At 73.8% G+C, this 22,394-nt stretch carries 21 protein-coding genes and 1 tRNA gene; 7 read left to right on the plus strand and 15 right to left on the minus strand.

What is annotated here, in order from left to right; translation table 11 throughout:
* Positions 1-1,206 (plus strand): mechanosensitive ion channel family protein (locus MNZ39_RS12025; protein WP_242338725.1); only part of this gene is annotated, 1,206 nt, incomplete at its 5' end.
* A 51-nt stretch (positions 1,207-1,257) separates the two neighbouring features.
* Here MNZ39_RS12025 and MNZ39_RS12030 read toward each other — a convergent pair.
* A tRNA-Ala gene (locus MNZ39_RS12030) sits at positions 1,258-1,333 on the minus strand.
* A 109-nt stretch (positions 1,334-1,442) separates the two neighbouring features.
* On the opposite strand from MNZ39_RS12030, the gene MNZ39_RS12035 reads away from it, so the two are divergent.
* Entirely contained in the window at positions 1,443-3,710 is a 2,268-nt protein-coding gene (locus tag MNZ39_RS12035; protein ID WP_242338727.1) for a tetratricopeptide repeat protein, read from the plus strand.
* A gap of 227 nt (positions 3,711-3,937) precedes the next feature.
* Here MNZ39_RS12035 and MNZ39_RS12040 read toward each other — a convergent pair whose 3' ends face one another.
* Genes MNZ39_RS12040 through cyoE form a run of 4 tightly spaced genes read right to left on the minus strand, consistent with a single transcriptional unit; the run spans position 3,938 to position 7,898 of the window.
* Positions 3,938-4,630, minus strand: coding sequence for an Ig-like domain-containing protein (locus MNZ39_RS12040; protein WP_242338729.1), 693 nt, complete (start codon positions 4,628-4,630; stop codon positions 3,938-3,940).
* Between the two features lie 45 nt (positions 4,631-4,675).
* Complete coding sequence (locus MNZ39_RS12045; RefSeq protein WP_242338731.1) at positions 4,676-5,107, minus strand: DUF420 domain-containing protein; 432 nt, start codon at positions 5,105-5,107, stop codon at positions 4,676-4,678.
* Positions 5,104-6,999 (minus strand): ABC transporter ATP-binding protein/permease, encoded by a 1,896-nt coding sequence (locus MNZ39_RS12050; RefSeq protein ID WP_242338733.1) that lies wholly within the window; start codon positions 6,997-6,999, stop codon positions 5,104-5,106. Before MNZ39_RS12050 ends, MNZ39_RS12045 begins: the two co-directional genes overlap by 4 nt.
* An 8-nt stretch (positions 7,000-7,007) precedes the next feature.
* On the minus strand, positions 7,008-7,898 hold the full coding sequence (cyoE, locus tag MNZ39_RS12055) for a heme o synthase (RefSeq protein ID WP_242338734.1): 891 nt from the start codon (positions 7,896-7,898) through the stop codon (positions 7,008-7,010).
* A gap of 190 nt (positions 7,899-8,088) precedes the next feature.
* Between cyoE and MNZ39_RS12060 the strand changes: the two genes are divergently transcribed.
* Positions 8,089-8,775, plus strand: coding sequence for a carboxypeptidase regulatory-like domain-containing protein (locus tag MNZ39_RS12060; protein ID WP_242338736.1), 687 nt, complete (start codon positions 8,089-8,091; stop codon positions 8,773-8,775).
* A 19-nt stretch (positions 8,776-8,794) separates the two neighbouring features.
* Here MNZ39_RS12060 and MNZ39_RS12065 read toward each other — a convergent pair whose 3' ends face one another.
* A complete protein-coding gene (locus MNZ39_RS12065) occupies positions 8,795-9,070 on the minus strand; it encodes a TIGR02300 family protein (protein WP_242338738.1) in 276 nt (91 codons plus the stop codon).
* A 125-nt stretch (positions 9,071-9,195) separates the two neighbouring features.
* Between MNZ39_RS12065 and ttcA the strand changes: the two genes are divergently transcribed.
* Genes ttcA through MNZ39_RS12085 form a run of 4 tightly spaced genes read left to right on the plus strand, consistent with a single transcriptional unit; the run spans position 9,196 to position 12,897 of the window.
* A complete protein-coding gene (gene ttcA, locus MNZ39_RS12070; RefSeq protein WP_242338740.1) occupies positions 9,196-10,077 on the plus strand; it encodes a tRNA 2-thiocytidine(32) synthetase TtcA in 882 nt (293 codons plus the stop codon).
* Entirely contained in the window at positions 10,074-10,754 is a 681-nt protein-coding gene (deoC, locus tag MNZ39_RS12075; RefSeq protein WP_242338741.1) for a deoxyribose-phosphate aldolase, read from the plus strand. The genes ttcA and deoC overlap by 4 nt, the downstream gene beginning before the upstream one ends.
* A 35-nt stretch (positions 10,755-10,789) precedes the next feature.
* The gene (locus MNZ39_RS12080) at positions 10,790-11,959 is read left to right on the plus strand and encodes a phosphopentomutase (RefSeq protein ID WP_242338743.1); all 1,170 of its coding nucleotides are present in this window, start codon (positions 10,790-10,792) and stop codon (positions 11,957-11,959) included.
* On the plus strand, positions 11,956-12,897 hold the full coding sequence (locus MNZ39_RS12085; protein ID WP_242338745.1) for an EI24 domain-containing protein: 942 nt from the start codon (positions 11,956-11,958) through the stop codon (positions 12,895-12,897). The genes MNZ39_RS12080 and MNZ39_RS12085 overlap by 4 nt, the downstream gene beginning before the upstream one ends.
* Positions 12,898-12,953: 56 nt before the next feature.
* Here the strand turns inward: MNZ39_RS12085 and MNZ39_RS12090 are convergent, their stop codons facing one another.
* The 9 genes from MNZ39_RS12090 to MNZ39_RS12130 all read right to left on the minus strand — a co-directional run bounded on the left by MNZ39_RS12090 (position 12,954) and on the right by MNZ39_RS12130 (position 22,390).
* Positions 12,954-15,068: a S9 family peptidase gene (locus MNZ39_RS12090; RefSeq protein ID WP_242338747.1), complete on the minus strand. Its 2,115-nt coding sequence runs from the start codon at positions 15,066-15,068 to the stop codon at positions 12,954-12,956.
* A gap of 137 nt (positions 15,069-15,205) precedes the next feature.
* Complete coding sequence (locus tag MNZ39_RS12095) at positions 15,206-16,552, minus strand: multiheme c-type cytochrome (RefSeq protein ID WP_277957014.1); 1,347 nt, start codon at positions 16,550-16,552, stop codon at positions 15,206-15,208.
* A gap of 190 nt (positions 16,553-16,742) precedes the next feature.
* Positions 16,743-17,015, minus strand: coding sequence for a hypothetical protein (locus MNZ39_RS12100; RefSeq protein ID WP_242338749.1), 273 nt, complete (start codon positions 17,013-17,015; stop codon positions 16,743-16,745).
* Positions 17,012-17,272: a hypothetical protein gene (locus tag MNZ39_RS12105; RefSeq protein WP_242338751.1), complete on the minus strand. Its 261-nt coding sequence runs from the start codon at positions 17,270-17,272 to the stop codon at positions 17,012-17,014. Before MNZ39_RS12105 ends, MNZ39_RS12100 begins: the two co-directional genes overlap by 4 nt.
* Positions 17,273-17,340: 68 nt before the next feature.
* Entirely contained in the window at positions 17,341-18,813 is a 1,473-nt protein-coding gene (locus tag MNZ39_RS12110; RefSeq protein ID WP_242338753.1) for an ammonia-forming cytochrome c nitrite reductase subunit c552, read from the minus strand.
* A 31-nt stretch (positions 18,814-18,844) separates the two neighbouring features.
* Positions 18,845-19,297 (minus strand): cytochrome c nitrite reductase small subunit, encoded by a 453-nt coding sequence (gene nrfH, locus MNZ39_RS12115; protein WP_242338755.1) that lies wholly within the window; start codon positions 19,295-19,297, stop codon positions 18,845-18,847.
* A 286-nt stretch (positions 19,298-19,583) separates the two neighbouring features.
* Positions 19,584-19,976 carry a hypothetical protein gene (locus tag MNZ39_RS12120; protein ID WP_242338757.1) on the minus strand — a complete coding sequence of 131 codons (393 nt, stop codon included), beginning with the start codon at positions 19,974-19,976 and terminating at the stop codon, positions 19,584-19,586.
* On the minus strand, positions 19,969-20,493 hold the full coding sequence (locus tag MNZ39_RS12125; protein WP_242338759.1) for an ATP-binding protein: 525 nt from the start codon (positions 20,491-20,493) through the stop codon (positions 19,969-19,971). The genes MNZ39_RS12120 and MNZ39_RS12125 overlap by 8 nt, the downstream gene beginning before the upstream one ends.
* The gene (locus tag MNZ39_RS12130) at positions 20,486-22,390 is read right to left on the minus strand and encodes a PP2C family protein-serine/threonine phosphatase (protein WP_242338761.1); all 1,905 of its coding nucleotides are present in this window, start codon (positions 22,388-22,390) and stop codon (positions 20,486-20,488) included. Before MNZ39_RS12130 ends, MNZ39_RS12125 begins: the two co-directional genes overlap by 8 nt.
* Positions 22,391-22,394: the final 4 nt, after the last annotated feature.

Below are 22,394 nucleotides of genomic sequence, written 5' to 3' on the forward strand. Positions count from 1 at the left end.
CGCGCCGCGGAGCGCGCCGCCCGCGCGGAGCGGGCCGCGCAGGCCGCCCGCGCCGCGGTCGAGCGCGAGGCGGCGCGCCCGTTCTTCGAGGAGCACCTCCCGGCGCCGCTGCTCGCCGAGGGTCCTCGCGGCCTGCTCTGGTGGCAGTGGCTGGCGCTCCCCGCGCTCTTCCTCCTCGCGGTCATCCTCGGGTCGCTGCTCGGCTGGCTCACGCGCCTCGTCCTCGGCCACCTCGCGGCGCGCACGCGCACGACCTGGGACGACGTGCTCCTCGAGCGCGTCGCCGCGCCGCTCACCGCGCTGTGGGCGATCGCGGTCGTGACGGTCCTCCAGTCCTGGCTCGCGCTCCCCGAGGGCCCCGAGCTCGTCCTGCACCACCTGCTCCGCGCCGCGACCTACCTCGCGTTCTTCTGGGCCGGATTCCGCTCCGTGAACGTGGCGTTCGCGGTCATGGCGGCGTCCCCCTGGACGCGGGCGAGCCCGAGCCTCGCGGGAATGCTGCCGGTCGGCCGCAAGGTCTCCAAGGTGGTGCTGCTCGCCCTCGGCGTCGTCGCCGTGATGAACGAGCTCGGGTTCCAGGTCGCGAGCCTGCTCGCCGGCCTGGGCATCGGCGGCATCGCGCTCGCGCTCGCGGCGCAGAAGACGGTGGAGAACCTCTTCGGCTCGCTCTCCATCGGCGTGGACCAGCCGTTCCGGACCGGCGACTTCATCAAGGTCGAGGACGTCCTCGGGACCGTCGAGAACATCGGGATGCGCTCTACGCGCATCCGGACGCTCGACCGCACGATCGTGACGATCCCGAACGGCAAGCTCGCGGATCTGCGCACCGAGACGTTCGCCCCCCGCGACCGGATCCGGCTCCTCGCGAACCTCGGCCTCGCCTACGCGACGACGGCGGCGCAGCTTCGCGAGGTGCTCGCCGGGATCGAGGGCCTCCTGCGGGCGCACCCGAAGATCTGGCCGGACGCGGTCTCGGTCCGCTTCACCGCGCTCGGCGAGTCGGCCTTGAACGTCGAGGTGGTGGCCTGGTTCCAGACCGCGGACTTCGGCGAGTTCACCGCCATCCGCCAGGACCTGCTCCTCGGCTTCATGGAGGTGGTGGAGCGGGCGGGCACCTCGTTCGCCTTCCCGACGCGCACGCTCCACCTCGTGGACGGCGCCGGCGGCGGACCCGCGCGTGCGCGCGGGTCGGGAGAGCGCCGATGATGTGAGTGAAAAAGGGAGAGGGCCCGACGTTTCCGCCGGGCCCTCTCGGAGTGGTGGAGCTGATCGGGATCGAACCGACGACCTCTAGAGTGCGATTCTAGCGCTCTCCCAGCTGAGCTACAGCCCCACGAAAACTTTCGTCGCCGTCGAGGACGCGCTTCATAGCGGCTGCGCCCGGGACGTGTCAAGCACCGTTTGACTCGCCCGGGTACCCTTGCTAGACCCGACCCGCCCCCATGCCCAACCCCGCCAAGCAACTCACGCCCGCCGAGCTCTCCGCCCTCGAGCACGCGTTCGCCGCGGATCCCGGTTCCGACGCGTACCGCCCGCTGACCGAGGCCTACCTCGCCATGGGCCGGTACATGGAGGCGATGGTCGTCTGCAAGAAGGGCGTGAAGGCCCATCCGGACGACCCCTCGGCCCGCGTGCTGCTCGCGCAGGTCTACGCCGATCAGGGGAAGGACCGGAAGGCGCTCGAGGAGCTCCAGGGCGTCCTGGCCGCCTTCCCGACCTTCGTGGCGGCGCTGCGCATGGCCGGCGGCCTGCACCTCCGGCTCGGCGAGCGGGAGGCGGGCGAGGCGGCGCTGCGCCGTGCCGCCGAGGCCGCGCCCAACGATCCCGAGATCCGGGAGATGCTCCAGAAGTACGGCATCAGCGCCGTCGCCAGACCCGCTCCCGCCGCCGCGCCCCCGGCCGGGCCCCGTACGGGGCCGGACGCGCCGCCCGTGGCCCCGCGCGTCGCGCCGCCCGCCCTGGGCCGTCCGGCCGCGACCACCGCCCGCGTGACCGCGGCACGCCCGGCGGCGTCCATGCTCGAGGAGGACGTCCCGGTCCCCACCCCGACGCCGGTTCCGGCGACACGCGCCCGCGGCGCGGTCTACGCCCAGGAGCTCGCCGACAAGTACGCGACGCAGGAGTTCCAGCTCTCGCCCGGCGCGGCGCCGCGGAAGCGGGCGAAGCGCGGCACGTTCGTGACCACCGTCGCGCTGTTCATGGTGCTCGCGGTGGCGCTCGGCGGCTGGGTGCTCTTCAACCGCGCGCGGAAGGAGCGGATCGAGGCGATCGACCGGCTCCTCAAGGACACGCTGCCGCTGCTCGACAAGGACGCGCACGCGAGCTACGTCGAGGCCGCGGGCAAGCTCCAGCAGATCCTCGAGCACGACGACAAGTCGATCGCCGGCCATGCGTTCCTCGCCTACGTCGACGCGCTCCGCGCGGGCGAGCACGGCGACGGCGACGCGATCCGCGCCGAGGCAGTGAAGCACGTCGACGCGGCGCGCCAGCTCGGGCAGCGCCACTCGCACCTCGTCGCGGCGGAGGCGTACCTGAAGCTGTACGGCGGGGACGCCGCCGGCGCGAAGGAGGTCGTGAACGCCGTGCTCCAGGGCGGCGAGGGCAACCAGAGCCCGTTCCTGCAGGGCGTGCTCGGCGCGATCCTGCTGCGCGAGGGCGACCTCGACGGCGCCCGCGACGTGCTCGGCAAGGCGCAGAAGGCGAGCCCCGGCGACGTGCGCATCGCGTACCTGCTCGGCGAGCAGTTCCGCCGCCGCGGCGAGGGCTACGAGCTCTCGGCGACCGGCTTCTACGACTACGCGCTCCGCATCCAGAAGGACCACGTCTGGTCGATCCTCGGGAAGGCGGAGGTGCTCGTCGCCCGTGGCCAGGTGGAGGAGGGCGGGAAGGCGGCGGAGCTCGTCCTCACGCCGCAGGCCGCCGCGTCGCGGCCGCAGCAGGCGCTCGCGTACGCCCTGCGCGGCGCGGTGCTCGCCGCGTCCGGCAAGGCGACGGACGCCGCCGCGGCCGAGGCGCAGGCGGCGAAGCTCGATCCCTCGAGCCCCGAGATTCCGCACCTCGTCGGCCAGCGGAAGCTCCGCGAGGGCGACGCCGCCGGCGCGGTGGAGGCGCTCCAGCGCGCCGTGTCGATCGATCCGCAGCGCGTGTCGCTCTACGCCGACCTCGTCCGCGCGCAGCTCGCGCGCGAGGGCGGCGCGCAGCAGGCGCTCGAGACCCTGAAGCGCGCGGTCGCGCGCGTGGGCGAGAGCCCGCGCCTCGCGCTGCTGCTCGGCGACGCCTACCGCGCCGCCGGCGACGCCGACCTCGCGCGTGGCCAGTACGAGAAGGCGATCCAGCTCGGCCGCCCGTTCCCCGACGCGCGCGTCTCGCTCGCGAAGCTCCACCGCGCGAAGGACAACATCCCCGGCGCGCTCGTCGAGCTCACGCAGGCGATCGACGAGTACGGCCAGGGCGGCGCGGGCGGTGCGGCGGTCGCCTACGTGGAGATGGCCGAGGCGGAGCGCGCCCGCGGCGCGAAGCGCGAGGTGCTCGTCGAGCTCTACGAGAAGGCGCTCGAGCGCGATCCCGCGAGCTGCGAGGCGCTGTGGGGCTCGGGCAAGCTCGAGGCGGACGTGCAGCGCACCGAGCGCGCGAAGCAGCGGCTCGGCGCGTACGCGAAGCTCTGCCCGCGCGGCTCGCACGCGAGCGAGGCGGCGGCGCTCTCGAGGTAGCCTCCTCCGCTTTCGGAGCCCCGTTCGCCCCGTCCGCGCGAAGCGGGCGGGGCGATTGCTTTCTGGACGGCGCGTCGGCGAGGTCGAGACCGAGCCGGCCGGTCGAGGTCGGGGTCGACGACGAGGTCGAGGTCGAGGTCGGGGTCGGGGTCGAGGTCGCTGTCGACGGCGAGGTCGGGGTCGGACTCAGTGCTGCGGCCGGGGTCGCCCCGCCGCCGCGCCCTTCCTCACTTTCCTTTCTTCTTCGCCTCCTCCGCCTCCCGCTGCCGGACCTCCTTCTCGATGGCGTCCATCGGGTTCCCGGTCACGCGCTTCGGCTTTCCCTCCGCCGTGCGGGCGTCCACCACCTTCACCGGGATCTCCGCGCGCGCTCCCTCGACCTCGACGATCGCGGTCGAGCTGCCGGCGCTCACTCCCCAGAGCTGGCCGCGACCGTCGCCGCGGCAGACGCCCTCGTCGGCGCAGCGGGTGTAGGCGACGCGGCCCAGCACCGGCGCGCCGGCGTCGTCGAACGCCTCGACCTGCAGCGCCACGGGCCGCGGCTCGTCCTCCATCCGGACCTCCACCGAGGCGGGCTTCACGGCGATGCGCGAGACCACGCGGACGATCACCGGGACCTCGCCCTTCGCCTCGCCGATCGTGCAGCGGATCGTCGCGGTTCCCGGTCCGGCCGCGGTGACGATCGCATCGTTGGCGGGGCCGGTGACGGTCGCCACCTTCTCGTCGGAGGACGACCAGCGGCAGGCCTCCTTCGGCACGGGCTTGCCGTCGCGAAGCCGCGGCGTCGCGTGCAGCGGCGCGGTCTGGCCGCGGAGCCCGAAGCGGAGCGAGGTGGGCTCCACGTCGACGCGGGCGGGTTTCTCGCAGGCGGCGAGGAGAAGCGGGAGGCCGAGGAGGGCGAGGAGGGAGCGGACGCGCATGGCTGCGATGCTAGCGCAGCGCGAGCCCCGCGACGCGTTCCCGGCTCAGCCGGCCCGCGGGGCGAGGTGGTAGAGCATCACGTACACGACCACGCCGGTCACCGACACGTACATCCAGATCGGCAGCGTCCAGCGGGCGATCCGGCGGTGGTTCGGGAAGCGCGCCCGGAGGCCGAGGAACAGCGTGCGCAGGACGAGGGGCGCCGCGAGGGCCGCGAGGATCGTGTGGCTCGTGAGCACCGCGAGGTACGCCGCGCGGAGCGGGCCCCCGCCGGGGAACCTGTGGGTGCCCGTGAGCGCGATGCGGGTGAGATAGCCGACGAGGAACAGCGCGGACGCGCCGCAGGCGGAGAGCATGAGCGCCCGGTGCCGCTCGCGGTGGCCCCGGCGGATGGCGACGTAGCCGAGGAGGAGGAGGACGAACGCGAGGCCGTTCAGGGTGGCGTTCACGCTGGGCAGCACCTCGCCGAGGCTCATGATCGCGGGGCCCTCCGGGTGGCGAGCGCGCCGAGCGCGAGGGCGGCGGCGGTGAAGAGCGCGCAGACCGCGAGGTCCCGCGCGCCGGAGCCCGCGAGCGCGCCCGGCGCCGCGGGGCCGCCGAGGGCGCGGCGCGCGGCGGAGACGGCGTAGGCGAGGGGGTTCGCGCGCATCACCGCGGCGAGCGCGCCCGTGCCCGAGGGGGCGGGGAACATCGCGCCCGACACCACCCAGAGCGGCACGAGCAGCGTCATCTGGATCGCGTGGTAGCCCTGCACGTTGTCGAGGCCCCACGCGACGGCGAAGCCCAGCGCGGCCAGCGCGACCGCGGCGAGCGCGAGCGCCCCGAGGAGCAGCGGCCAGTGGACGCTCGCGTACCCGAAGCCGGCGAGCGGCGCGAGCGCCAGGAAGAGCGCGGCCTGCGTGAGCGCGACCGCGGCCGAGCCGAGCGTCTTGCCGACGGCGAGCGCGACGCGCGAGCCGGGCGCGGCGAGCACGGACTGGAGGAAGCCGCGGTGCCGGTCCTCGATCACCGAGGCGGTCGTGAAGATCGACGCGAACAGCACGACCATGAGGACGACGCCCGGGAAGAAGTAGGCGAGGTACGGCACGCTCGAGCCCGGCATCCGGAACGTCTCGCCGAAGCCGGAGCCGATCACGAGCCAGAAGATCACGGGCTGCCCGAGCGCCCCCACGAGGCGCGACGGCTGGCGGAAGAACCGGACGAGGTCGCGCCGGGCGAGGACGGCGACCGTGGCGAGATCGAAGGCGAGGGCGCGGAGGATGGGGAGGCCGGGGGCGCGGGGGACCGGCCTAGGAGTCGCGGTCGCGGTCGCGGTCGGGGTCGAGGTCGAGGTCGAGGTCGCGGTCGAGGTCGCAGCCGGGACCGCGCGCACCGCCCTCCTCCGGTCCGTCCGTCCGGCCGCGTCCTCCTCTGCCGCGGGCTGCTCCTCGAGCGCCTCGCCCGTGATGGCGAGGTATGCATCGGCGAGCGTCGGGCGCCGGACCGAGACGCTGCGCAGCCTCCCCGCCGGGAACGCCTCCACGATGCGTGGCACGAGCTCGTGGGCCGCCTCCCGCTCGACGTGAACGCCGTCGGCGCGGACACGCGCGGGGAGCCCCAGGCGCCGCCCGATGTCCGCGGCGATCGCCTCCGGGTCGTCCGCCTCGACGACGACCACGTCTCCCGATACGCGGGCGCGGAGCGCCTCGGGCGTGTCGCACGCCACGATCCGGCCGCGCGCGAGCACCGCGAGGCGGTCGCAGCGCTCGGCCTCGTCCGGACGGTGCGTCGTGAGCACCACCGTCGTCCCCGCCTCGCGGCGGAGCGCGGCGACCCGCGCCCAGAACGCCCGGAAGGCCGCGGCGTCGAGCCCGCTCGTCGGCTCGTCCATGACGAGCAGCGGCGGCTCGTGGATCCGCGCGCGGGCGAGCTCCAGCCGGCGCCGCATCCCGCCGGAGAGCCGGTCGACGGGCTCCCGGGCGCGGTCCGCGAGCGCCGCCTCCTCGAGCAGCGCGGCGACGCGCGCGCCCACCTCGCGCCGCGGGACGCGGTGGAGCGCCGCGCCCAGCCGGAGGTTCTCCGCGGCGGTGAGCTTCCCGTCGAGGCCGGGATCCTGGAACACGATCCCGGCGGCGCTGCGGAGGCTCCGCGCGCCGGGGGCGATCGCGCGCCCGTCGAGGAGGAACCGCCCCGCGTCGGGGCGGAGCAGGCCGGCGAGGATGGCGAACAGCGTGGACTTCCCGGCGCCGTTCGGCCCGAGCAGGCCGAAGATCTCGCCCGGGCGCACCTCGAGCGAGACGCCCCGCAGGACCTCGCGGTGGCCGCGCCGCACGGCGACGCCCTCGATCGCGAGGCGCGCGGGCGGAGTGGCCGGGCGAGCGGCGGGCACGCGCATCGCTAGCGCGCGCCGAGGAAGAGCGCGACGAACAGGAGCGTCAGGTAGAGGATCGTGGCGAGGAAGAAGTTCCGCGCCCAGCGGCCGCCCTCGCGCCCGACCCCCGCGAGCGCGTACCCGGCCAGCGCGAGCCCGAGCAGGGCGGCGAAGGCGCCGTACAGCCGCCCCGCGACCTGGAGCGGCACGAGCGCGAGCGACACCGGCACGAGCGCGACCGAGGTCGCCGCGATCCACCCGCGGGTCGCCCGCTCGCCGTGCACGATGGAGAAGACGCGCAGGCCGCCGCGCGCGTAGTCCTCGCGCAGGTAGAGCGACACCGCGAGGAAGTGCGGGAGCTGCCAGGCGAAGAGCAGGGCGAAGAGGGCGAGCCCGCCCGCGTCGAGCGCTCCGGTGACGGCCGTCCAGCCCATGAGCGGCGGGATCGCGCCCGGGACGGCGCCGACCAGGAGCGCCAGGGTCGAGCGCTGCTTCATCGGCGTGTAGATCGCGACGTAGGTCACGATCGCGACGAACGCGAGCGCGGCGGTGAGCGGGTTCGCGACGAGCGCGAGCACGGGGAGCGCGAAGACCGGGACCATGATCCCGAGCCCGAGCGCGGTGAACGGGTCGAGGCGTCCGGCGGGGAGCGGCCGGTCGCGGGTGCGACGCATGCGCGCGTCGATGTCGCGCTCCATCCAGCAGTTGAGGGCGTTCGCGGCGCCCACGACCGCGGCCGTCGCGAGGACGGTCAGGACGGCGCGGGCGGCGCCGATGTCGCCCGGCGCGAGCGCGAGCCCGCCGGCGCTGGTGAGGATGACGAGCCCCGAGAGGCGGGGCTTGGCGAGGAGGAGGACGTCTTTCGCGACCTGCAGGGGGGAGGGGCGCGCGCGGGCGGGGGCGGTGGCGATCGTCACGAGGGTCCCGGGGGCCTGCGAGAGTGCAGGCGAGTGGGACCTAGCGACGGCTCGCCCGGGGGTCAACGTCGCGTTCGGGGGCCGGCCGCCGTGGCGGAAGATCACCGGACCGGGGAGCACGCGCCCGTTGCCGCCGGGCCCCGGGGCGGCTATTCGCTCCGTCGCACCTCTGCCCGGGACCCCTGCCCTGATGCCCGCTCCCCGTCCGCTCCTCGTCGCCGCGAGCCTGCTCCTCGCCGCCGCCTCCCTCGTGCCCGCGCTCGCTCGTGCGGGCGAGCTCCGCGGGCAGGTGCGCTACGCAGGCGCGACGCCGCCGCCGCGGCCCGCCCAGCCCGTCACGAAGGACCGCGCCGCCTGCGGCGAGGCCGCGCCCGACGAGTCGGTGCTCGTCGGGAAGGGCGGGCTCGCGAACGTGGTGGTCCGGATCGTGGCCCCCGGCGCGAAGGAGGAGCCGCGCGCCGTGACCCTCGACCAGCGCGGCTGCCGGTTCGTGCCGCACGTGCAGGCGGCCCCCGTCGGCTCCACGCTCGCGCTCCTGAACGGAGACCCCATCCTCCACAACGTGCACGGCTGGTCGGGCGTCGCGACCACGTTCAACGTGCCGATGCCGGGCCCCGGGCAGCGCGTGGAGCGGACGCTCGCGCGACCGGGCCCGGTGAGGGTCGGGTGCGACGTTCACGCCTGGATGAGCGCGTGGATCCTCGTCGTGGACACGCCCTACCACGCGGTGAGCGACGGAGAGGGGCGCTTCGGGATCGCGGGCGTGCCGCCGGGCCGCTACACGGCGATCGCGTGGCACGAGGTGCTGGGGGAGAAGATCGCGACCGTGGTCGTCCCGGCGAGCGGGCCGGCGACGCTGGAGATCGCGTACCCGTAGTCGCCGGGCCCGCCGCGGACTACGGCTCGTCCTCGTCCTCGGCGGCGACGTCCTCGTCGGGCTCCGCCTCCTCGACCTCCTCGTCGAGCTCGGTGTCCGCCTCCACCGGCTCCGGCTCGACCGGACGGGCAGCCGCCCGCTGGCGGCGCTCGGAGGGCGCAGGCGACTTCAAGGCCGGGCTCTGCCGCTGGTCCGCCCCGCACTTCGGGCAGAGCGGCTCCGGCTTCTTGAGGTCGTAGAACTTCGTGCCGCACTTGAAGCAGATGTGCTTGGTGCCCAGGTCCTTCGCAGGCATGCTCCCCTCGATATTTCCTGTCGGAACCCGCGCCTTTATCGCAGGGCCGACGGTGGCGTCAAACGAAAATCTCCGGGGGCCCCGGGGTGCGCACGCCGGCGCATCGCTGCTATAGAGTCCGCCCGATGCACGACCTGTCGAAGCTCGAGAAGAGGCTCCTGCGCGCGGCCGCCGAGGCGATCCGCGACTTCGACCTCATCGAGAACGGCGACAAGATCATGGTCGCCGTCTCCGGCGGCAAGGACTCCTACACCTTGCTGCACCTGCTCATGCGGATGCGTGAGCGCGCGCCCATCGACTTCGAGCTCGTGGCGGTGAACCTCGATCAGGGGCAGCCGGGATACCCCGCCGAGATCGTCGAGCGCCACTTCCAGTCGGTGGGCGTCCCGTACCGGATGCTCCACCGCGACACCTACTCGGTCGTGCGCCGGCTCGTCCCGGAGGGCAAGACCACCTGCCCGGTGTGCTCCCGGCTGCGCCGGGGCGTTCTCTACAACGCCGCCGCCGAGATGGGCTGCACCAAGATCGCGCTCGGCCACCACCGCGACGACCTCATCGAGACCCTCCTCCTGAGCGCGCTCTACTCCGGCGCGCTGAAGAGCATGCCCCCGAAGCTCCGCTCCGACGACGGCAGGAACGTGGTCATCCGTCCGCTCGCGTACGCCGCCGAGGAGGACATCGCGGCGTTCTCCGCGGCGATGCAGTTCCCCATCGTCCCGTGCGACCTGTGTGGCTCGCAGCCGAACCTGCGCCGCAAGCGCGTGAAGGGGCTCATCGCGGAGCTCTCGGCAGAGCACGCCGCGGTGAAGGGCAACCTCCTCCACGCCCTCAAGCGCGTGGTCCCCTCGCACCTCCTCGATCGCGACCTGGCCGGGAAGGTGGCGGCGGCGACCGGCAAGGATCCCTGGCTCGACGCGGAGGAGGACGAGGACGGCTGCGGCGTGGACGAGGCGCCCGGCGAGGCGAGCGGGCTCGTGAAGCTCGCGGGCGCGAGCGAGGATCGATGAGGACCGTCGACCCCGCGACGATCCGGACGCCGCGCGACCTCGCGCCGTACCTGGACCACACCCTCCTCGCCCCCGGCGCCACCGAGGTCGACGTCGCGCGCGTCTGCGCGGAGGCGCGGGCCTACGGGTTCGCCGGCGTCTGCGTGCACGCTGCCCACATCCCGCAGGTGCGGCTCCTCCTCGCCGACACCGCCGTCCAGCCCATCGCGGTCGCCGACTTCCCGCGGGGGGAGGGGACTCCGGCGGCCCGCGCGGCGGAGGCCGCCGCGGCGGCGGCGGCCGGAGCCGAGGAGATCGACGTCGTGCTCCCGCTGCCGGCGGTGCTCGCCGGGCGGTACGAGGCGGCGCTCGAGGATCTCCGCGGCGTGGTCGCCGCCGCGCGGGTCCCGGTGAAGGTGATCCTCGAGACCTCGAAGCTCACGCGCGACCAGCGGGTCGTCGCCGCCGCGCTCGCGCGCTGCGCCGGCGCCTCCTACGTGAAGACCTCCACCGGCTTCGGCGGCGGCGGCGCCACCGTCGAGGACGTCGCCCTCCTGCGGGCGGTCGTGGGAGGGGCACTCGGGGTCAAGGCGTCGGGCGGGGTGCGGAGCGCCGCGCAGGCGCTGGCGATGATCCGCGCGGGGGCGAGCCGCGTCGGCGCCTCGGCCTGCGTGGACATCGTCCTCGGCACGTTCTGAGCGTCGCGCCGGCGCCGGCCGGTTAGGATCCGGGCATGGACCGACGCCGCTTCGTCATCCTGGTCGCCGACAGCGTGGGCTGCGGCGCGCTCCCCGACGCGCGCGAGTACGGCGACGAGGGCTCCGACACCCTCGGCAACACGAGCCGCGCCGTCGGAGGCCTCGCCCTCCCGGTGATGGGCCGCATGGGGCTCGGGCACCTGACCTCCATCCTCGGCGTGCCGCCGGAGCCCTCGCCGGTCGCCTTCCACGGCCGCATGGCGGAGCGCTCGAAGGGCAAGGACACCATCACGGGTCACTGGGAGATGATGGGGATCGTCCTCTCCGAGCCGCTCGCGCTTCACCCGCACGGCTTCCCGCCCGAGATCCTGGAGCCCTTCCTGCGGGAGACGGGCGCGCCGGGGGTGCTCGGGAACGTGGCCGCGAGCGGGACGGAGATCATCCAGCAGCTGGGCGAGGAGCACCAGCGAACGGGGAAGCCCATCGTCTACACCTCCGCGGACTCGGTGTTCCAGATCGCGGCGCACGAGGAGACGGTCCCGCTCGAGACCCTGTACGCCTGGTGCCGCGCGGCGCGACGCATCCTCGATCCGTTCAAGGTGGCGCGCGTCATCGCCCGCCCGTTCGTCGGCACGCCGGGCAGGTACGTCCGGACCTACAACCGCAAGGACTTCGCGCTCGCGACGCCGGGGCCGACCGTCCTCGAGAAGCTCGTCGACGCGCGCGTGCCGGTGTTCGGGGTCGGCAAGATCCCGGACATCTTCGACCACCGGGGCATCACCGACGAGGTGCACACGGCCGGGAACGCGGACGGCCTCGCGAAGACCGAGGCGCTCCTCGACCGCGTGGACCACGGGCTCGTGTTCGTGAACCTCGTCGACTTCGACATGCTGTACGGGCACCGGAACGATCCCGTGGGCTACGCCCGCGCGCTCGAGGAGCTGGACCGGACCCTGCCGCGGATCCTCGGAAAGCTCCACCCCGGCGAGGTCGCCGCGATCACCGCCGACCACGGCTGCGATCCCACCACCCCCTCCACCGATCACTCGCGCGAGTACGTGCCGCTCGTCGTCCACGCGCCCGGACGAGGCGGCGGGGCGCTCGGCACGCGCGGCTCGTTCGCCGATCTGGGCGCGACCGTCTCGGACTTCTTCGGCGTGCGGCACGAGACGGGCAAGAGCTTCCTCGGGGAGCTCGCGCGGTGACGGGGGCGGGCTCGACGCTTCCCCCGGAGGACCCTCTCGCGCCCCCGCCGCTCGACGGTCCCCGCGCGGCGGCTCGCGCCATCGCCTGGTACGCGTCGAACCCCGCCGCCGCCCCGCGCGTCTCGCGCCTCGACCGCGCGCTCTACGGGGTCGCGCAGGTGCTCCACGCGGCGCGGCTCGTGGCCGGGGACCCGGCGCTCCGGCGCGCGGCGCTCGTGCCGACGGCGATCACCTTCGCGGGGTGCGCGCTTCTCGCCACGCTCGCCACCGCCCGCGCCGACGATCCGGATCCGGCGGGCACCTTCCACGCGTTCCTCGTCACGTTCGTCGCGCTCGCCTCCATGCCTCCGACGCTGCTCCAGCGGCTCTGGCTGCGCGTCGCCCTCGAGGCGCGCCGCGCGCTCGGGCTCCCGCCCGGCGAGGACGCCTTCGCCGACGTCGGCTACGTCCGCCTCGTGGTCGCCGAGAGCGCCAAGGCGCTGCGCCAGGCGATCGTGGTGTCGATCGGCATCGCGCCTCTCCTCATCCTCGTGCGGATCCTGCCGTTCGGCACGCTCGAGGCGACCCTGCTCGCGGGCGCGTGGGCCTTCTACTGGCTCGTCGTGGACGCGCTGGAGCTGCCGATCGAGGTCCTCTCCGGCCCGCGCACCGGCGGGCCCTCGCCCTGGTATTCCCGCCTGCTCGCCCGCGCCGGGCGCGCGGCGTGGGTCCTGCGGCCCTTCTCGGCGCTGGCGCGGTTCCTGGACCGCCTGACGCGTCCGTGGCGCGAGGAGGTGGCGTTCACGGAGCGCCACCGATTCGAGACGCTCGGGCTGGGCGTCGCGGTCGGCGCGGTCCTGGTCATCCCCGTCGTCGGGCTGTTCTTCCGCGCGATCGCGATCGTCGCGTCGACGGCCGCCGTCGGCAGGCTCGACGCGGAGACGCCGCCCGGATCCTGACCATGTCCGCGGCGCCGCGCGCCCAAGGGTCGCGGGGACGCGGCGGCGCTCGCGGGTCACCTCGGCGGGGCAGCCGCCGGCGCGGCGCGCTGCGGCGCGGCGACGCTCGCCGGATCGACGGTGATCTCGCGGAGGCGCTGCGCCACCGCGGGGGGCATGTCCTCCTGGAACCGGCCGCCCAGGTGCTTCGCGAGGAACTTCTCGGCGGAGGCGAAGGCCGCCATGTTGTTCACCGGCCGCTGGAAGCCGTGCCCCTCGTCCGGCGCCACGAGGTACTCCACCGGGAACCCGCGCTCGCGCAGCGCGACGACGATCTGGTCCGACTCCGACCTCTTCACCCGCGGATCGTTCGCCCCCTGCACGATCTGCAGCGGGGTGCGGATGGCGGCCACGTGATTCAGCGGCGACTGCCGCTCGAGCTGCGCCCGGCCCTCCGGCGTGGTCGGGTTGCCCATCCGCGTGTGGAACACGATGCGGCCCGCCTCCCAGTAGGGCGGGATGGTCTCGAGCAAGGTGATGAGGCTCGACGGCGCGACGATCGCCACCGCCGCGGCGTAGAGGTCGGGCGTGAACGTCACGCCGGCGAGCGTCGCGTAGCCGCCGTACGAGCCGCCCATGATCCCGACGCGCCTGGGATCGACCACGCCCTGGGCGACGAGGTACCGGACGCCCCACGTGAGGTCGTCCTGCATCTTGTCGCCCCACTGGAGATTTCCGGCGTCGAGGAACCGCTTCCCGTAGCCCGTCGAGCCGCGGAAGTTCGGCTGGAGGACGGCGTACCCGCGGTTCGCGAGGAACTGCGCGAACGGGTGGCACCGCCAGCTGTCGCGCCACCACGGCCCGCCGTGCGGGAAGACGACGAGCGGCAGCGCCTTCGCGGGCACGCCCGCGGGCAGGGTCAGGAAGGCGGGGATCTCGAGCCCGTCGGACGACGGGTAGCGGATCGGCTGCATGTGCGCGAGGTCCTGCCGCGGCAGCCGTTCGCGCAGGCGGTACTGCTTCGTCACCGCCTTCGTCGTGCGGTCGAAGAGGTAGACCTCGCCCGGCTCGACGTCGGCCGTCACCGACACGAGCCAGCGCCGGTCGTCGCGGGTGGTGGACTGGATGAGCACGTCGCGATCCGGGAAGCGGGCCTGCAGCGCGGCGTGGTCCGCCTGGTAGCCGGGGTCGCTCCAGCGGAAGCGCAGCCGCTCGTCGTCGTAGACGGCTCCGACGAGGCGGTCGGTCGCCTCGGAGAACACCGGCGCCTTGAGGTCCACGCGCTTCTCGGGGTCCGACGCGAGGACCTCCTCCACCCCGGTCTGGACGTCGAGCAGGGAGAGCCGGAGGAGGTCGCCCGCGCCGCCGTTGGTGACGAGGTACACCCGCCCGTCCGGATCGAAGCGAGCGGCGGAGCAGTCCTCGAGCACCGTGCAGCCGTAGACCTTCTGCATCCCGGCGGGATCGACGCGGAGGATCTCGGTGTCGCCCCGCTCGGTCACGCGCGTGCCGAGCCTGAGCCGGCCGGAGAGGTCGAACGTCCACGAGACGAAGCGCTGCTCGTTCCGGCGGAGCAGGGTCCGCTTGCCGGTCGCGATCTCCACCTCGTACAGGTCGTGCCACCGGGCGTCCCGATCGTTGAGGCCCACGTACACGACTCCGGGCCGCGCCTTCGGGACCTCGTAGATCTCGGCGCGAACGCCCTTCAGATCGGTGAGCCCGCGGGCCGGCGGCACCTTCGCGCCGGGCGCGGGCGCCGCCCGCGGATCGACCGCGTAGACGTTGTAGTTCTCGTCGCCCGCGTGGTCCTGCACGAAGAGGATGAACCGCGAGTCCCAGCTCCAGAAGTACGCCGGGATGGGACGCGCCTGGTCGGCGGTGACCGGCTTCGCCTGCTCGAAGGGCGCGTCGACCGGCTTCACCCAGACGTTGCGCGTGCCGTCGAGCGGCTTCAGGAACGCGATCCACGCTCCGTCCGGCGAGAGCTGCGCGGCGGAGATCTCCGGATCACCGAAGATGAGCTCCCGGTCGACGATGGGCGGCAGGCCCTCGCGCCGCGCGGCGGCGGCCGCTGGCGCGCCGGCCTTTCCGGGCGCGGCGGCCGCGGCGGCGCCGTCACGCCGCGTCCCTGCACAGCCGAGGGTCGCGACGGTGACGGCGAGGAGGAGCTTCGAGGCGAGCCGCCGGGTCATGGGGCCTCCCTAGGATGGCGCCCGTTCTAGCGACCGCCGCGGCTTCCGTCGAGGGACCCGGACGGGCGGTGACGCCCGGACGCGAGGAGGGGAGGCGCCCTCGAGACGCCTCCCCTCGTCCATCACCCTACGTGACGCTACTTCTTCGGCGTGGGCTGTGCCGCGGGCGCGGGACCCTGGGCGGGCGTGGCCTTGTGCTCGCGCCGGAGCGTGGCCGCCTCCGCCTTGATGTCGACGAGATCGCGCGCCATCTCGCTCCAGCCGTACCAGTTGGCATAGTCCGGGTTCGCGTGGAACGCGCCCTGGAACGCGCGCATGCGGTGCTCGAGGAACATCACGAACAGCTTCTGCTCGACCGGCGTGGGCGCGTCGTGGAACGTGAGCAGGTCCGGGAACGGGAAGGCGTAGCTCTTCGGCTTGGGCAGGATGCCGTCCTGGTACAGCCCGGCCACGGCGCGGATCGCCTCGGCCATGGCGTGATCCGCGTCGCGGATCATCCCGTCGGACTGCTGGAGCTGGACCTTCGCGAACTCGCCCGAGTGGCACTGGTTGCAGGTCTTCAGCATCTTCGTACGCTCCGCGTCCCACGCCTCCTGGGTGAGCCGCGCCACGTCGGCGGCCTTCACGACGTCGAGGCGGCCGGTGGGGTTGCCCGACGGGTCGAGCACGCCGAGGCCCTGCAGGATGGTGACGCGATCCGCCTTCCACTGCGGGTCATCCTCGGGGAAGGGCAGCCGGACGGCGAGGAAGCCCCAGGCCGTGCGGACCTCGTGGTTCCCCTCCTGCATGTGGCAGTCCTGGCAGGTCGGCGCGGCCGAGTACTGCGGGATCGCGCCCGTCTGCTTGAGCGCGTTGCGCACGCCGTGCTTCGAGCCGCTGTACATCTCCCACTGCGGGTGATCGAACCCCATGTGGCAGGTCTGGCAGGCCTCCGGGCGGCGTGCCTCAGCCTTGGAGAACAGGTGGCGCGTGTGGCACGCGTCGCAGGAGGCGTTCCCGTAGGGCCCGGCCACCTTGCGCAGCTCGGCCTGCTCCTCGGGGGTCTTGAGGCCGAGCTTGTGGCATCCGCCGCAGCCCTTCAGCCCCTCGCGGATCGCGACCGGCTGGTAGTGGAAGGTCGGCATGGCCTTCACCGCCGCCCAGGCGAAGGCGTGCTTCCCCTTCTTGAACTGGGCGACCTGGGCGTCGTGGCACTGGCCGCAGGTGTCCGGGGTCGGCATCTTCGCGTTCGCGAAGTCGTCCTTCGTCTTGTGCGCCGAGCCGTGGCACTCGACGCAGCCGACCTCGACCTTCGAGTGCCGGGACAGCTCCCAGTCCTTCACGATGCTCGGGTTCACCTTCGCGTGGCAGGTGACGCACGCGCCGCCGGCGGCCGGCTTCGTTGCGGCGGGCTTGCCGGCCGGCGCCGGCTTCTTCTGCGCGGCCGCGGGGCCGGCGAGGAGCGCGAGGGCCGCGGCGAGCGTGATGCGTGTCGTCAGCTTCATGGTACCTCCGGGGTGAGGGTCGCCGCCGGCGTGGTGACGGCGGGTGCAACGGGGCGGCGGCGTGCGGATGCTGCCACCGCCGGGGGAGCGGCGCGGGTCCTCGCGCGGGGAACCCCAAGTGCCCGGGAGCGGGCGAGCGCCGTGGCTCCGGGCGAGTGGGCCGCGAGGCCTGGCGGCAAATGACGGAGCGTCACGAGCGGGCGCCGCCCGGCCCGGGATCTCCGGACCCGTCGCCCGCGTCCGCGACGTAGGTGGGGAAGACGCCCAGGAGGTCCTCGTGCGCGCGCACGAGCCGTTCCGCGAGCGCCTCGAGCGCGGCGCCGTCCGCGCCGGTGAACACGGCCGCGAGGCGGCGATCCCCGTCGCCGCCCTGGAGGGCGAGGCCGGGCTCGTGCAGGAGCCGCGCGGCCACGCGCGGCGCCGCGCCCGGGACCGTCTCGATGACGAGGCCGGCGACGATCATCGCGGGCCCCGGTCGCCCTCGACGTCCGACGGCTCGCGGGCCCGGCGCTCCTCCGTGCCCGGACGGCTCGCCCCCTCGTCGCGGGCGTCGGACGGGGGCCGGGGCTCGGCGCCGGAGCGAGCACCGCTGCGCCGCGACCAGCCCTTGCCGCGTGCGACGAGCACGTCGACGGGGAGGCCGAGCCCGGCGAGGGCCGACGCGGCGGCGGAGGCCTGGAGCAGCTCGCGGCGGGCGTGGAACGAGAGCGGTCTCGGCACGGCGGCCTCCGGTGGAGAGAAGAGGGCCTCCGGCGCGGCAGGGGAGCGCGTCCGGAGGCCCCGGGGAATCACCTCGTGAGGGCCGCCGGCTGCACGGCGGGGGCCGGCGCGCCGGGGGCGGCCGGCGGCGGGGGGATCGTCACCACCGCGACGGTCGGCTTGAAGGACGGATCGCGCAGCGCGATCTGGCCCTGGCGGGAGGCGTCGATCGACTCGAAGAGCACGCGGGCGGCCTCCTGCGGCGCGTGGAAGCCGGTCGAGTTCTCCGCCTCGACGAAGTCGAACAGGAACTGCGCGCGGCGCTGGAGGAACCGCGCCTTCTCGAGCTCCGCGTCCGTCCTGCCGGCCTCCTTCGCCGCCTTGACGTCGCCGATCAGCGCGACGAGGGCGTCGAACGCCTGCTCGCGGAGCTCGAGGTGCTTGTCCTGGATCGCCTCGACCCGGGCCTTGAGCTCCTCCTCCGGCCACTTGTGGCAGCCCTGGCAGGCGCGGTTCAGGTTCAGCACCGGGCTGCGCACCCAGTGATCCGAGACCTTGGTGCCGCCGACGCGCATGTAGGGCATGTGGCAGTCGGCGCAGGCGACGCCGGAGCGGGCGTGGATGCCCTGGTTCCACATCTCGAACTCGGGGTGCTGCGCCTTCAGCACCGGCGCGCCCGTCTCCTTGTGCGTCCAGTCCCGGAAGCCGACCTCGTCGTAGTAGGAGAGGATCTGGTCGCCCTTCATGCCCTTCGACCAGGGGAAGGTGAGCCGCTTCTCCGGGCCCTTGAAGTAGTACTCGTCGTGGCACTGGCCGCAGACGTAGGCGCGCATCTCCTGCCGCGTCGCCATGGTGTTCGGGTCGTAGTTCGGCACGCCCTGGGCCGCCTTGAAGGCGCGGATGCCTTCGAGGAAGGCCGGGCGCGTCACGCGGAGCGCCATGGTCTGCGAGTCGTGGCAGTCGATGCAGGCGACCGGGTGCTTGAAGTGCTGCTTCGCCTCCGAGTACGGCATCTTGTTGAGCGCCTCGAAGCCCTTGAAGATGTCCCCGTTCCCGAGCTTCTTCATGGGCACGTAGACGGAGGCGTGGCACTGGCCGCAGGTGCCGGGCTGCTTCGCGACGACCTGGCGCTGCGTGAAGATCTGGTCGTCGAGCGTGTACGCGTGGCCGCGCTCCTCGCGGAAGTCGGCCGCGAACGCGTAGCCCGCCCACATCGTCTTGAGCCGCGGGTCCGCGTCCGTCTTGGACTGGGAGGTCACTGTGCGCGGATCCTGCGCCGTCGGCGTGTGGGGCATCGCCTCGGAGCCGCCGTGCTTCGTGCGGACCATGTCCGTCGTCCTCTTGTAGAGGTCGTACTCGGCCGGGAAGTTCTTGCCCCACACGGCCGGATCCTCGGTGTCGTCGGTGAGCTCGACCACGCGCACGGTCGGGTTCTTCGCCTCGCTCTTCTTCTCGGCGACGTTCACGAGGAGGGCGGCGGCCAGCACGGCGGCGAGCGCGAAGGCGCCCGCGACGAGGGCGAGGAGGAGCCCGCGCTTCTTCGGGGCGGTTTCGGGGGTCATTTGCGTTTCTCCTTGAGTGACGTGAGGCGGTTCAGCGGAGGTGTCCGACGGAGGCGTGGCAGCGGATGCAGGAGACCTCGCCGCCCGCGGTCATCGCGTCGACCACGGCGGCGTGGCAGTGCCGGCACTGGCCCTCGACGACCTCGCGGCTCGCAGCCCGCGCGCGGATCACGTCGGGGAACCCGCCGACCGTGAACGCCATCGAGTGGTGGAACCCGTTCTCGGCCTTGGTCACGTACTTGCCGACGGGCGCGGCGGGGGTGTGGCAGTCGTTGCAGGTGGCGAAGGCGTGGTGCGACGACTCCTGCCAGCCCTCGTAGTGGCCGGACATCACGTGGCAGTTGGCGCACGTGGCCGGGTCGTTGCCGAGGTACGACGTCCCCTTCGCGTACGCGAAGGCGTAGCCGCCGACGCCCGCGGCGACGCCGAGGGTCCCGGCGACCAGGACGAGGGGCCACGAGAGGAGCGAGCTTCCGATGGGCATGAAGGGCCTCGTGAACGAGTTGGCCCCTCACATCGCAAGCCGCGCGCCACGGGCGCGGTCCCCGCTCGCCGACGGCGTCTCGCGGGGTTACGCGGTCCGCAGGACGAGAGCGCGCGGCGCGTTCGGATGACCGCGCCAGGCGTTCGGATGCGCCCATCCGACCGGAGCGGCGCGTGGCCTCGCGGCGCGGCGATCACGCTGCGTCAATGTGACGCGGCCCGCCCGCCGGGAGGCGAACGGGCCGCGAGCTCGGAGCGCCGCCTGCGGGGGCGGCGCGGTGCCGCGCCTACTCCATCGAGACGCTGTTCACGCCGTAGCAGGAGAGCGCGAGCAGGCTCGTGCGCTGCCACTTGCGCGCCGGGTTGGAGAGGAAGTGCAGCGAGTAGCGCTGCGGCTCCGGCAGCGCGCCGATCCGCTCGATCCAGTGGATGAACGACTTGAAGCCGGAGGAGTTGCAGAACTCCAGCTCGCGGAGATCCACCCGGACCCGCCTCCTCCCGAGCCGCGAGAGCTCGCCGTGCACCGCGTCGACGAAGGGGTTCAGGATCACCGCGGGGTTGACGGTGCTGATCGTGCCGCGGAAGACGACGCGTGGACCCTCCACGTCGCTCGCGAGCACTGCGGAGTACTTGTCGTCCGCGACCTGCAGCGGATTCGTCGGGACGGGCAACTCAGGCATGGGCTCCTCCGGGAACCTTCAGGGCCGGCGCGCGCAGCGCGCCGGAGGCGTGGACGGTGACGCGGCCACCCGAGCGGCTCAAGGTGACCTCGAGCTGGCACTCGAAGCGGACGCGCGCGAGGCCGAGCCCGCCGCGCACGGTGGCCGGCGAGGTGCTCATCTCGGCGAGGTAGTGGCGGAGCGCGTCGGGCTCCTCGTTCATGCGCTCGATGCGCTCCCTCAGCGACTGGAACTCCGCCTCGGTGCAGCGGTTCGTCACCGCCACCTCGACGCGATCGGCGTCGGGATCCACCTCGAGGACGAGGTCGACCTCCTCCTCGTGCGAGAACGGCACCGCGTTCTGCATGAGCTCGTGCACCGCCAGCGCGAGCTGCGACTCGCGGTTCACCGCGACCTCGCAGGCGCAGGCGCAGAACGACTCGACGAAGCGCCGGATCTCGTCGATGAAGACCCAGGGCGGCTTCATCCGCAGCATGAGGTAGATGGGCTGGCGCGGCTCGGGCTTCTGCTCAGGCATGGGGCTGGCGCCTCAGGACGACTGCGGTCATGTCGTCCGCCTGCGTGGCGGCGAACGCCTCGACCCTGGAGAAGATCGCGGCGAGCGCCTGCGAGGCGGTCGCGGAGCTGACGGAGGGCTCGGACAGCATCTGGGCGAGGCGGTCCTCGCCGAAGAGATCGCCCCCGGCGTCCGGCGCCTCGACCATGCCGTCCGTGATGAGGCAGAGCATCTCCCCGGGGTGGACCTGGAACTCGTACTCGCGCGGCGCCACGCTGGGCCCGAGCCCGCACCACGGGCCCGCCGGCTCGATGACGTCGACCTTGCCGCTCCCGCGGGAGAGGAAGATCGGCTGGTGCGCGCCCGCAGCGACGAAGCGCCCGTCGCCGATGTGGCGCGCTGCCATGAGCGTCAGGTAGTCGTCGCGCCGCATCCTCCGGCGGACGTTCTCGTGCACCACGCGGTTGACGGCGGCGATGACGGTCTTCGGCGAGCCGCGCGGGTTCTCGGCGATCGCCGCGTACGCCGCGGCCTGCGCCATCATCATCACGAGCCCGGAGTTGATGCCGTGTCCGGAGACGTCCCCGACGAGCACCCAGAACGTGTCGTCGAACGGGAGCAGGTCGTAGAGGTCGCCGCCGACGTCGTCGGCCGGCTTCATGCGCGCCGCGACGTCGTAGCCCGCGAGCGAAGGCGCCACGGGCAGGATCGCGGTCTGGATCCGGTGCGCGATCTCCACCTCGCGCCGGAGCGCCTCGGTGCGCTGAAGCTCGTCGCGAGACCGCTCGACCTCGCTCACCATCACGTTGAACGAGTGGACGAGGTGGCCCAGCTCGTCGCTGTAGGCCTCGGGGACGCGGGTGGACAGGTCGCCGCTCGCGACCTGGGTCATGGACTGGGTGATGTCCGTGAGCGGCCGCGAGGCCTGGCGGATCGCGCCGATGCTCGCGACGCCCGCGACGGCGAGGACGATCGCGAACAGGATGCCGAGGAGGGCGCGCAGCCAGTAGAGCCGGCCGTACGCGTCCGCCTCGTGGACCGCCATGAACGTGCGCCAGCCGGGGACGCCCGCGTCGGGCGCGGTGCGGACGGCGAGCACCGGCTCCGAGCCGGCGAGCGCGATGGTCTCGAGCGCGCCGGGCGCCGCGGACGCGGCCTCCGCGAGCGCGTGCACCTTGCGCGCGTCGGCGGACGGGACCGACAGGACGAGCGTGAGCCGCTCGTCGGCGACGATGGGCTGGTAGAGCCCGTCCTCGCCCGCGATCCCGCCGAGGAGCCGGGAGAGCCCGTGCGGCGAGAGGACGCCCACCACCACGCCCACGAGGTCGCCGGCGAAGTCCTTCACGGGCGCGGCGACCATCACCCCGAGCGCGCTGCCCTCGGTGGGATCGAGCCGCGAGAGCGGCACCGTCCCCGCGGCGACGCCGTCGCCGAGCTCGGCGGAGCCCTCCAGCGCGGCCTTCACCGGCACGTCGCCGAGCACCACGCCGCGCAGCGTCACGACCGGCAGCCCGCGGCGCTCGCCCGCGGCGCCCTCCCGGACCGCGGCGATGACGGCGCCGTCCATGTCGAGGAGCGCCGCCGCCGAGATCGTCCCGCCCTGGTCCTGGATCGTCCTGCGCAGGTAGTCCTCGGCGAACTTGGGATCGCCGGAGTCGATCGTCATCTGCATCGCCTCCGCCTCGGCCCAGTTGCGGATGGCGAGCGCGCGCTCCCGCTGGAACCGGACGACCGCGGCCTGGACCTCCTCGGCGCGGGCGGAGAGGTGCGAGTGCACCGCGTCGACGATGACCGAGCGCGCGACGCGCTCGAACGCGACCGCGGCGATGGCGAGGGCGAGGGCGACGAGGACGAGCGTCGCCACCATGAGGCGCAAGCGAAGCGAGCTCTTCGTGCGATCGGCGAACCTGGCGAACATGGCG

Source organism: Anaeromyxobacter sp. SG66 (assembly GCF_022690805.1).
In the GTDB taxonomy this organism is placed as follows: domain Bacteria; phylum Myxococcota; class Myxococcia; order Myxococcales; family Anaeromyxobacteraceae; genus Anaeromyxobacter; species Anaeromyxobacter soli.